Raw genomic sequence first — 8,962 nt, 5'->3', positions numbered from 1 at the left:
CCGCGCCCCGCCCGGTGCCCAGGCCAGCAACATGGGCGCGCTGCCCAGCACCATGCCGAACGCCAGGCACGCCAGGACGCCCTGCCCCGTGAGTCCCTCGGCCAGCGCGTACACGAGGAAGAGCGCCGCCAGCAGCACCATGAAGCTGGAGCCCCGGCCCCGAAGCGTCCCGAGCGCGAGCGCCAGCGCGCCCCCGCAGACCACCCCGAGCACCAGGGCCGCGCCGATGTCACGCCCCAGGCCCAGCGTCAGCGTCCAGCCATCCAGCGCCTGCCCCTGGCAGAGCGCCAGCAACACCAGCGCCCCCACCACGCACAGCACGTCATTCAGCGCGGACTCCAGCGTGAGCACCAGCTGAAGGTCCTTGCCCAGCCGCAGCCCGCGCACCAGGGGCACCACCACCGACGACGACGTGCCCCCGAGGATGCTGCCGAGCAACAACGCCTGAAGAACGTCCATCCCCAGCAGGAGGAACCCGACCACCGCCACCGCCAGCGTGGACAAGACGAAGCTCACACAGGTCAGCAGCAGCGTGGCGCGCGCCGAGCGGCGCAGCTCCTCCACGCGCACGTCGATGGCCCCCTCGAACAGCAGCAGGACCAGCGCGCTGGTGGTGAAGACGGGCACCAGCTTGCCCAACCCGCGCACATCCAGCACTCCGGACTGCGCCGCCAACGCTCCGAGCGCCAGCAGCACCAGCGCGTCCGGAATCCCCGTCCGCCGCTGCAACACCTGCAGCCCCTTGCCCACCAGCAGCAGGACCGCCAGCCCCGCCAGGACCCATGTCGCGTGTGTCATCCGTACTCCCGCGGTGGAGGGGTGTTAAGTGGGGGCTTAACAAGCCCTCGCGCGGGGTGTCAACGGTGCGGCCGGCGGCGTATTCCTGCCTGGTTGCTGTTCCCGTCAGGGGCTCCGAATCACCTCGCCCGGTCGCAGCACCTTGAGCGCGGAGCGGACCCCACAACTCCGGGCTTCATGCGGCTGCCCCTGGTGGACCACGCGCTCGACCGGGCACACGGTCCATGGCCGGCCTCCGCTGCCGCGAAGTCATGCGGCGGGCGCGGGCTTCCTGAGCATCTCGATGAGTGCCGAGATGCTGTGCTCGCGGTGTCCCTCCGCGACTGCTCGCCGCAGCAGGTCATGCATGGGCTCGTGCCAGGTGACGTCGATGTTCCCCTCCGCCCCAATCTCATGGTCGTAGGGGATGCCCTCGTAGAACAGGCCCAGTGACGAGGCCGGCTGGCTGTAGTCGCCGGTATCGATTTCCTGCGCCAGCCTCGGCAGCGCCGCGCAGATCATCTGCAGCCACTTGATGGTGTACGGCACCAGTGTGCTCGCGCTCCTGCCCCGCTTGCCGACGAGGGCGGCTCCCTGGAAGAAGCCCAGGAGCGCGGGCAACAGGGTGCCACCCACGGCCAGCTCGTACAGCGCGGCGAGGTCGGGCTCGGTGCCGAGGAAGACGGTGTCGCCACCGAGCACCTTCAGCGTCGCCTCGTACTCGTCGAAGACGGCCTTGTCACCACTGTAGTACAGCAGGGTGTCCGGCTTTCCGACCGCGTCGGGGCGGTTCTTCACCGCTCCGTCCAGGAAGCGGATGCCGTGCCGTGCCGCCCAGTCGGCCACCCCGCGGGCGCCGGCCGGGGTTCCGGTGTTCAGCGTGATGAGGGTGCGCCCCTTCAGCATGGCCGTGGCGGGCTCCAGCACCTGAAGCGTGGCATCGTAGGTGGTCAGGCAGGCGATGACGAGCGGGCTCGCCGAGATTGCGTCCGCGACGGTCCGGGCCTGCACCGCGCCCTGGGCAACCAACGGCGCGGCCTTGGCGACGCTGCGGTTCCACACCGTCGTCGGGTGTCCGGCAGCGAGGAAGGCCTGGGCCAACGCGGTGCCCATGGAGCCGAGCCCGATGACAGTCACCGCCGTGGGGGAGTCGTTTGTCTGTGTCTTGTTCAAGTGCATGGCAAGGTCATCCGACTTCGAGGGATGTGCGTTCCCCGGCCTCACCGGGAACGCGCCATACTTGGAGCACGACAGACAAACCATCAAGTACCGTCTATTTTATCGGGTACTGACCTTTTTGTTCGTAGGAGTCTGGGATGAAGCGAAGCAAGTACACCTGTGGCCTGGACGCGGCCATCGATGTCATGGGCGGCAAGTGGAAGGCGCTCATCCTGTGGGCGTTGCACGTGGAGACCCTTCGCTTCGCGGAGCTGAAGCGCTCGGTGACCGGAATCAGCGAGCGGGTGCTGATTCTGCAGCTCAAGGAGATGGAGGCGAGTGGGCTGGTGCATCGCGAGGTGTTCCACCAGGTGCCGCCGAAGGTGGAGTACTCGCTCACCGAGCTGGGCCACTCGCTCAACGCCGCGCTCATGCCGCTGGGGGAATGGGGCGAGAAGAACATGGCGCGTATCGAGGCCATCGCCCGACGCGCCCGGCCACGCTCCTGAGCCGCAACGGGCGTCGTCCAAAGGCACCGCGCCCGGGTTCCTGATGACCAAGCCCCTACCTGGCCCGGCCCGCCCTCACTTCGCCCGGCCGCCCAGCAGCACGAGGTTGGCGGCGGTGGCCTCGTCGATGGCGGGCTCGCGGCCGCTGATGACGTCCGCGTACACGAACGCCTCGCCCAGGCGCACCATGACGTAGGCCAGCGTGTCCACCGGCAGCGGCGGCTTCAGGTGCCCCTTCGCCACCTGCTCCTGAAGCACCTCGCGCATCAGCTCCACGTTGCGGCTCTGCACCGTGCTGCTCTTCGACGTGAGGATGCGCAGCGCGTATTCGGGGTCGCTCTCGATGAAGCGCCGCAGCGGGGCGAACGAAAGAATCGCCTTCATCAGCCGCTCGCTGACGCCCGCCACGTACTCCGCGCCCTTCCCCTTCACCTCCGCCCGGGCCTTCTCCATGAAGGGCTTCTGGATGGACCAGATGATTTCTCCGAGCAGCAGCTCGCGGCTGCCCACCCAGCGGAACATCGTCGCCCGACCCACGCCCAGCTCCTTCGCGAGCGCCCCGATGTCGATGCGTTCTCCCGCCAGCCACTTCTTCCGTGCCAGCTGGAACGCATCCAGCGGCGTGGCCTTCACCTTCGCCCCCTGCCCCGCCAGCTCCCGCGACAGCCGCGTCGCCTTCGGGCTCGGTGCCGGATTCCTCTTCCGGCCAGCGGACTTGGGTCGACTTGTTGTCATGAATCCGAAATAGCCGCCTTGACAGCAAAACTCAAGGTGAGTCACTTTGCCAGAGTGACTCACCCGGCTCGCGGCGCGCGGCTGCGAGAGAGGAGCTGACATGAGCAGCACCCACTACGCGCAGCACGGCAGTGTGGCCGTCATCCGGCTGGACAACCCGCCGGTGAACGGCCTGGGCCACTCGGTGCGCACTGGCATCGTCGAGGGACTCCGGAAGGCGGAGGCGGACCCGTCGGTGAAGGCGGTCGTCCTCATCGGCTCCGACAGGGCCTTCTCGGGCGGCGCGGACATCCGCGAGTTCAACACGCCCAAGGCGCTCGCGGAGCCCAACCTCGGCACCGTCATCCACTACGTGGAGTCGTCCTCCCGGCCCGTCATCGCCGCCATTGGCGGCGCGTGTATGGGCGGCGGCCTGGAGCTGGCGCTCGGCTGTCACTTCCGCGTGGCCAAGGCCGGCGCGCAGATTGCCCTGCCCGAGGTCAAGCTGGGCCTGCTGCCCGGCGCGGGCGGCACCCAGCGGCTGCCGCGCCTCATCGGCGTGGAGGCCGCCCTCAACATGATCGTCTCCGGCGCCACCGTGCCCTCGGAGATGTTCCAGGGCACTCCCCTCTTCGACCACTTCGTCGAGGGCGACCTGCTGGAGGGCGCGCTCGCCTTCGCCCGCGTCGTCGTCGAGGAGGGCCGCCCACTCAAGCGCGTGCGCGACCTCACCGCGACGCACCCGAAGCCCGAGGCCTTCTTCCTGTACGCCCGCACCGCCGTGGGCGCCGCCTCCAAGAACTTCCCCGCCCCGCTCAAGTGCGTGGACGCGGTGGAGGCCGCCGTCACGAAGAGCTTCGACGAGGGCATGAAGGTCGAGCGTGAGGCCTTCGTCAACCTCATCCAGACCTCCGAGTCGCGCGCCCTGCGCCACGCCTTCTTCGCCGAGCGCGCCGCCTCCAAGGTGGCTGGCGTCGCCGAGGACACGCCCGCCCGCACCATCCAGTCCGTGGGCATCATCGGCGCCGGCACCATGGGCAGCGGCATCGCCATCAACTTCCTCAACGCCGGCATCCCCGTGGTCCTCCTGGAGATGAAGCAGGAGGCGCTGGACCGTGGCCTCGCCTCCATCCGGAAGATCTACGAGGGCCAGGTCGCCAAGGGGAAGCTCAAGGCCGACAAGGCCGAGCAGCGCTTCGCCCTCCTCAAGCCCACCCTCTCCTACGACGACCTGCGCCAGGCCGACCTCGTCATCGAGGCCGTCTTCGAGGAGATGTCCGTCAAGGAGGCCGTGTTCCGCAAGCTGGACGAGGTGTGCAAGCCGGGCGCCATCCTCGCGAGCAACACCTCCACGCTGGACCTCAACCGCATCGCCGGCTTCACGAAGCGGCCCCAGGACGTGGTGGGCGCCCACTTCTTCAGCCCCGCCAACGTGATGAAGCTCCTGGAGGTCATCCGCGGCGAGAAGACCGGCAGCGACGTGCTCGCCACCCTCATGCAGCTGGCGAAGACCATCAAGAAGACGGCGGTGGTCTCCGGCGTGTGCGACGGCTTCATCGGCAACCGCATGATTGCCATGTACCAGCGCGAGGCGCTGCTGATGCTCGAGGAGGGCGCGTCGCCTCGGCAGGTGGACGGCGCCATCGAGGCGTTCGGCTTCGCCATGGGGCCGCTGAAGATGGCGGACCTTGCGGGCGGCGACATCGGCTGGGCCATCCGCAAGCGCCAGTACGCGGAGCGCCCGGACATGCGGCGCGTGCTCATCGCGGACCGGCTGTGCGAGATGGGCCGCTTCGGCCAGAAGACCGGCTCCGGCTTCTACCGCTACGAGCCCGGCCGCCGCGATGCCCTGCATGACCCGGCGGTGGACGCCGTCATCGACGCGTGCCGCAAGGAGCTGGGCGTCACGCCGCGCAAGCTGAGCGACGAGGAAATCGTCCAGCGCTGCGTCTTCGCGCTGGTCAACGAGGGCGCGCGCATCCTGGAGGAAGGCATCGCCCAGCGCGCCTCGGACATCGACCTCGTGTACCTGACGGGCTACGGCTTCCCCGTGTACCGCGGTGGCCCGATGCTCTACGCCGACTCCGTGGGCCTGATGAACGTGGTGCGCGCGATGGAGGGCTTCGCGGCCAATCCTCGTGGCCACCGCGACTTCTGGAAGCCCGCGCCCCTGCTCGCCCGGCTCGCGGCCGAGGGCAAGACCTTCAACTGACCTTCGCGGGAGAGATATCCATGACCGACGTCGCAATCGTATCGACCGCCCGCACCGCGCTGGCCAAGTCCTGGCGCGGCGGCTTCAACATGACCCACGGCGCCACGCTGTCCGGCCACGTCATCCAGCACGCCGTTCAGCGTGCCGGCGTGGACCCGGCCGAGGTGGAGGACGTCATCTTCGGCTGCGCCCTCCCCGAGGGCTCCACCGGCAATGACGTGGCCCGCATGGCCGCCATCCGCGCCGGCCTGCCGGTGAGCGTCGGCGGCGCCACCGTCAACCGCTTCTGCTCTTCCGGCCTGCAGGCCATCGCCATGGCCGCCCAGCACATCCTCGTGGATGGCGCGGCGGTGATGGTGGCCGGCGGCGTGGAGTCCATCTCCACCGTGCAGGCCCACGTCAACACGACGTACATCCAGGAGGAGTGGCTGGCCCGGCACAAGCCCGAGCTGTACTGGACCATGCTCCAGACGGCCGAGAACGTGGCGGTCCGCTACAAGATTTCGAAGGAGTCCCAGGACGAGTACGGCGTGCGCAGCCAGCAGCGTGCCGCGGCGGCGCAGGCGGCCGGGAAGTTCAAGGACGAGATCGTCCCGCTCACCACCCTCATGGGCACCGCCGACAAGGCCACGGGCGCCCTGGGCACCCGCGAGGTGACGGTGTCCGCCGACGAGGGCATCCGCCCCGACACGACGCTGGAGGGCGTGAAGGGCATCCGCTCCGCCGTGCCCGGTGGCGTGGTGACGGCGGGCAACGCGAGCCAGTTCTCCGACGGCGCCTCCGCCTGCGTGCTGATGGACGCGAAGCTGGCCGCGCAGCGCAACGTCAAGCCGCTGGGCTACTTCCGCGGCTTCGCCGTGGCCGGGTGCGAGCCGGACGAGATGGGCATCGGCCCGGTGTTCGCGGTGCCGAAGCTGCTCAAGCGCGCCGGGCTGAAGGTGGAGGACATCGGCCTGTGGGAGCTGAACGAGGCGTTCGCCGTGCAGGTGCTCTACTGCCGGGACAGGCTGGGCATCCCCGACGAGCGGCTCAACGTGAATGGCGGCGCCATCGCCGTGGGGCACCCCTACGGCATGACGGGCGCCCGCCTCGTGGGGCACGCCCTCATCGAGGGCAAGCGCCGCGGCGTGAAGCACGTGGTCGTCACGATGTGCGTCGGCACCGGCATGGGCGCGGCCGGTCTCTTCGAGGTGGCCTGAACATGGACCTGAACGACACCCCGGAGCAGGCGGCCTTCCGGCGCGAGGTGCGCGCCTTCCTCTCGGCCGAGCTTCCCCCCGCGCTGAGCCACAAGGTGCAGAACCGCCTGCGGCTCGGCAAGGAGGACACCATCCTCTGGCAGAGAGTCCTCCACAAGCGCGGCTGGGGCGCCCCGAGCTGGCCGAAGGCGTTCGGCGGCACGGGCTGGAACCCCATCGAGCAGCACATCTTCGAGGAGGAGGCCGCGGACGCGGGCGCGCCCCGGCAGCTCGACTTCGGCCTGCGCATGGTGGCCCCCGTCATCATGGCCTTCGGCAACAAGGCCCAGCAGGAGCGCTTCCTGCCCCGCATCCTCAGTGGCGAGGACTGGTGGTGCCAGGGCTACTCGGAGCCGGGCGCGGGCTCGGACCTCGCCTCGCTGCGCACCCGCGCCGAGCGCAAGGGCGGGCACTACGTCGTCAACGGCCAGAAGGCCTGGACGACGCTCGGCCAGCACGCGGATTGGATCTTCTGCCTCGTGCGCACCGGCACGGAGGGCAAGCCCCAGGAGGGCATCTCCTTCCTGCTCATCGACATGAAGAGCAAGGGCGTCACCGTGCGCCCCACCATCATGCTGGACGGTGAGCACGAGGTGAACGAGACGTACTTCGACGACGTCGAAGTGCCCGTGGAGAACCTCGTCGGCGAGGAGAACCGCGGCTGGACGTACGCCAAGTTCCTCCTCGGCCACGAGCGCACGGGCCTCGCCAACGTGGGCCAGTGGAAGCGGCTCCTCAAGCGGCTGGAGCAGGTGGCCCGCCGCGAGACGGCCTCCAGCGGCCGCCCACTCATCGAGGACGCGCGCTTCCGCGACAAGCTGGCCCAGGTGAAGATTGAGCTGCTCGCGCTGGAGATGACGCTGCTGCGCGTGCTGTCCGCCGAGGCCAAGGACCCGAAGAAGGGCCTGGGCCCCGTCGCCTCCGTGCTGAAGATCAAGGGCACGGAGATTGGTCAGGCCATCTTCGAGCTGACCCTGCAGGCCTGCGGCCATGACGCCCTGGCGTACCTGCCGGAGGCGCTGGAGCCGGGCTACTCGGGCATGCGTGTCGGGGCCGAGCACGCGGCGGCCGCGGCGGGCGACTACTTCAACATGCGCAAGCTGAGCATCTTCGGCGGCTCCAACGAGATTCAGCGCAACATCATCTCCCAGATGCTCCTGGGCCTGTGAGGCGTGCGGACATGGACTTCAGCTACACCGAGGAACAGCAGGCACTGCAGGACTCGCTCCGCCGCTTCCTGACCAAGGAGTACGACTTCGAGAAGCGGCGCCACATCTCGCGTACGGCCGTGGGCTACAGCCCGCAGCACTGGGCCACCCTCGCGGAGATGGGCGTGCTCGGGCTCGGCATCCCCGAGGAGCACGGCGGGATGAACGGCGGCCCCGTGGACACGATGCTCATCATGGAGAGCTTCGGCCGCGCCATGGTGCTGGAGCCGTACCTGCCCACCGTGGTGCTGTGCGCCGGGCTGGTGCGCGACCTGGGCTCCGAGACGCAGCGGGCGGCGCTGCTGCCTCCCATCGTCATGGGCGAGCTGTTGATGGCCTTCGCCCACTACGAGCAGGGCAGCCGGTACGCGCTGGAGCACGTGGCCACCTCGGCGAAGCGGGCCGATGGCGGGTACGTGCTGAACGGGGCCAAGTCCTTCGTCCTCTCCGGGACGCAGGCCGGCAAGCTCATCGTGTCCGCGCGGACGGCCGGTGGGCCGCGCGACAGGGCCGGGCTGTCGCTCTTCGTGGTGGACCGCGAGGCCCCGGGCGTCAGCGTCCAGGGCTACGTGACGCAGGACGGCGGGCGCGCCGCGGAGGTGAAGCTGGCCAACGTGCGCGTGGGCGCGGACGCGCTCCTGGGACACGAGGGCGGCGCGCTGCCGGTCATCGAGCGCGCGGTGGACCTGGGCATCGCGGCGCTGTGCGCCGAGGCCGTGGGCGCCATGGACGCGCTGGTCGAGACGACCCGCGAGTACCTCAAGACGCGCAAGCAGTTCGGCGTGCCCATCGGCAAGTTCCAGGTCCTCCAGCACCGCATGGCGGACATGCTCATCGCCACCGAGCAGGCCCGCTCCATGGCCATCGTCGCGGCGGTGAAGGTGGGCTCGCCGGACGCGGCCGAGCGGCGGCGGATGGTGTCCTCGGCCAAGGCGCTGGTGGGCCAGTCGGCGCGCTACGTGGGGCAGCAGGCCGTGCAGCTGCACGGCGGCATGGGCGTGACGGACGAGCTCGCCGCGGCCCACCTGTTCAAGCGCCTGACGGTCATCAACGCCACCTTCGGCGACGCGGACCACCACCTCGCGCAGGTGAGCGACGCGCTGCTGGTGGCGTGACGCCGCCAGCGTCCAGGCCCTCCCCCGCCCC

Annotated in this window: 8 protein-coding genes; 5 read left to right on the top strand and 3 right to left on the bottom strand. The window is 69.7% G+C overall.

From position 1 onward, the window contains the following. Together HG543_RS48100 and HG543_RS48095 are read right to left on the bottom strand one after the other, a co-directional pair. Positions 1 to 798 (bottom strand): cation:proton antiporter domain-containing protein (locus HG543_RS48100; RefSeq protein WP_211194679.1); only part of this gene is annotated, 798 nt, incomplete at its 3' end. A 249-nt stretch (positions 799 to 1,047) separates the two neighbouring features. After that, positions 1,048 to 1,956, bottom strand: a complete 909-nt coding sequence (locus tag HG543_RS48095; protein ID WP_169351699.1) for an NAD(P)-dependent oxidoreductase — start codon at positions 1,954 to 1,956, stop codon at positions 1,048 to 1,050. A 137-nt stretch (positions 1,957 to 2,093) separates the two neighbouring features. On the opposite strand from HG543_RS48095, the gene HG543_RS48090 reads away from it, so the two are divergent. Next, complete coding sequence (locus tag HG543_RS48090) at positions 2,094 to 2,444, top strand: winged helix-turn-helix transcriptional regulator (RefSeq protein ID WP_169351698.1); 351 nt, start codon at positions 2,094 to 2,096, stop codon at positions 2,442 to 2,444. A 75-nt stretch (positions 2,445 to 2,519) separates the two neighbouring features. On the opposite strand, the gene HG543_RS48085 is transcribed toward HG543_RS48090, so the two are convergent. Further along, a complete protein-coding gene (locus HG543_RS48085) occupies positions 2,520 to 3,179 on the bottom strand; it encodes a QsdR family transcriptional regulator (RefSeq protein WP_169351697.1) in 660 nt (219 codons plus the stop codon). Positions 3,180 to 3,279: 100 nt separating this feature from the next. On the opposite strand from HG543_RS48085, the gene HG543_RS48080 reads away from it, so the two are divergent. The 4 genes from HG543_RS48080 to HG543_RS48065 are packed head-to-tail and all read left to right on the top strand — an operon-like array spanning position 3,280 to position 8,931. Continuing rightward, the gene (locus HG543_RS48080) at positions 3,280 to 5,370 is read left to right on the top strand and encodes a 3-hydroxyacyl-CoA dehydrogenase NAD-binding domain-containing protein (protein WP_169351696.1); all 2,091 of its coding nucleotides are present in this window, start codon (positions 3,280 to 3,282) and stop codon (positions 5,368 to 5,370) included. A gap of 20 nt (positions 5,371 to 5,390) precedes the next feature. Beyond that, complete coding sequence (locus tag HG543_RS48075; RefSeq protein ID WP_169351695.1) at positions 5,391 to 6,569, top strand: acetyl-CoA C-acyltransferase; 1,179 nt, start codon at positions 5,391 to 5,393, stop codon at positions 6,567 to 6,569. A gap of 2 nt (positions 6,570 to 6,571) precedes the next feature. Then, positions 6,572 to 7,777, top strand: a complete 1,206-nt coding sequence (locus tag HG543_RS48070) for an acyl-CoA dehydrogenase family protein (protein WP_169351694.1) — start codon at positions 6,572 to 6,574, stop codon at positions 7,775 to 7,777. An 11-nt stretch (positions 7,778 to 7,788) separates the two neighbouring features. Next, positions 7,789 to 8,931: an acyl-CoA dehydrogenase family protein gene (locus HG543_RS48065; protein WP_169351693.1), complete on the top strand. Its 1,143-nt coding sequence runs from the start codon at positions 7,789 to 7,791 to the stop codon at positions 8,929 to 8,931. Positions 8,932 to 8,962: the final 31 nt, after the last annotated feature.

The organism is Pyxidicoccus fallax (assembly GCF_012933655.1).
GTDB classification, from domain to species: Bacteria; Myxococcota; Myxococcia; order Myxococcales; family Myxococcaceae; genus Myxococcus; species Myxococcus fallax.
The sequence above is the reverse complement of the archived record's forward strand: the minus strand, read 5'-3'. Positions and strand labels throughout refer to the sequence as shown.

Excerpts from the sequence above, each read along its gene's own strand:
- HG543_RS48075 (WP_169351695.1), top strand. The coding sequence starts at position 5,391 with ATGACCGACGTCGCAATCGTATCGACCGCCCGCACCGCGCTGGCCAAG.
- HG543_RS48080 (WP_169351696.1), top strand. The coding sequence starts at position 3,280 with ATGAGCAGCACCCACTACGCGCAGCACGGCAGTGTGGCCGTCATCCGG.
- HG543_RS48090 (WP_169351698.1), top strand. The coding sequence starts at position 2,094 with ATGAAGCGAAGCAAGTACACCTGTGGCCTGGACGCGGCCATCGATGTC.
- HG543_RS48085 (WP_169351697.1), bottom strand. The coding sequence starts at position 3,179 with ATGACAACAAGTCGACCCAAGTCCGCTGGCCGGAAGAGGAATCCGGCA.
- HG543_RS48065 (WP_169351693.1), top strand. The coding sequence starts at position 7,789 with ATGGACTTCAGCTACACCGAGGAACAGCAGGCACTGCAGGACTCGCTC.
- HG543_RS48095 (WP_169351699.1), bottom strand. The coding sequence starts at position 1,956 with ATGCACTTGAACAAGACACAGACAAACGACTCCCCCACGGCGGTGACT.
- HG543_RS48070 (WP_169351694.1), top strand. The coding sequence starts at position 6,572 with ATGGACCTGAACGACACCCCGGAGCAGGCGGCCTTCCGGCGCGAGGTG.